The organism is Pseudomonas sp. Q11, from assembly GCF_024494355.1.
Lineage (GTDB): Bacteria > Pseudomonadota > Gammaproteobacteria > Pseudomonadales > Pseudomonadaceae > Aquipseudomonas > Aquipseudomonas hefeiensis.
Genome location: NZ_JAKNQY010000078.1, coordinates 1 through 473, shown reverse-complemented (window position 1 = coordinate 473; position 473 = coordinate 1). Strand labels below are relative to the sequence as shown.

Below are 473 nucleotides of genomic sequence, written 5' to 3'. Positions count from 1 at the left end.
GCGATTTACCTCGGGATCGAGCCGGACGAACTGATCATCGCCCAGCCCGGCGAAGACGCGCCTTTCCTACACTTTCGCGACGGCCATCTGACCGCCCTCAGCGACCGCTACGCCAACCGCCTGACGATCCAACGCAACATCCACGGCGACATCAGCCGCCTGGACAACGGCGCCGGGCGTGCCCTGCGCTTGCGTTACGAGAATCGTCACCTGGTCGCCATCGACTACCAGAGCTTTCACCCGGCCCTGACCCTGGACGAAGCCTGGCGCACCGAACAGACGCTGATGGCTTACCGCTACGACGCCCGCTGGCGACTGATCGAAGCGAGCAACGCCGCTGGCGAAAGCGAACGCTACGACTACGACGACCAGCACGTCATCCTGCAGCGGCAACTGGCCGGCGGCGCGAGTTTCTTCTGGGAATGGCAAGGGGCAGGGCGCGCGGCCCGCTGCGTGCGGCACTGGGCCTCGTT

1 protein-coding gene is annotated in these 473 nt (G+C 66.0%); it reads left to right on the top strand.

From position 1 onward, the window contains the following. Positions 1-473, top strand: a 473-nt coding sequence (locus MA884_RS27825; protein ID WP_256233485.1) for a hypothetical protein, incomplete at both ends; no start/stop codon positions are given.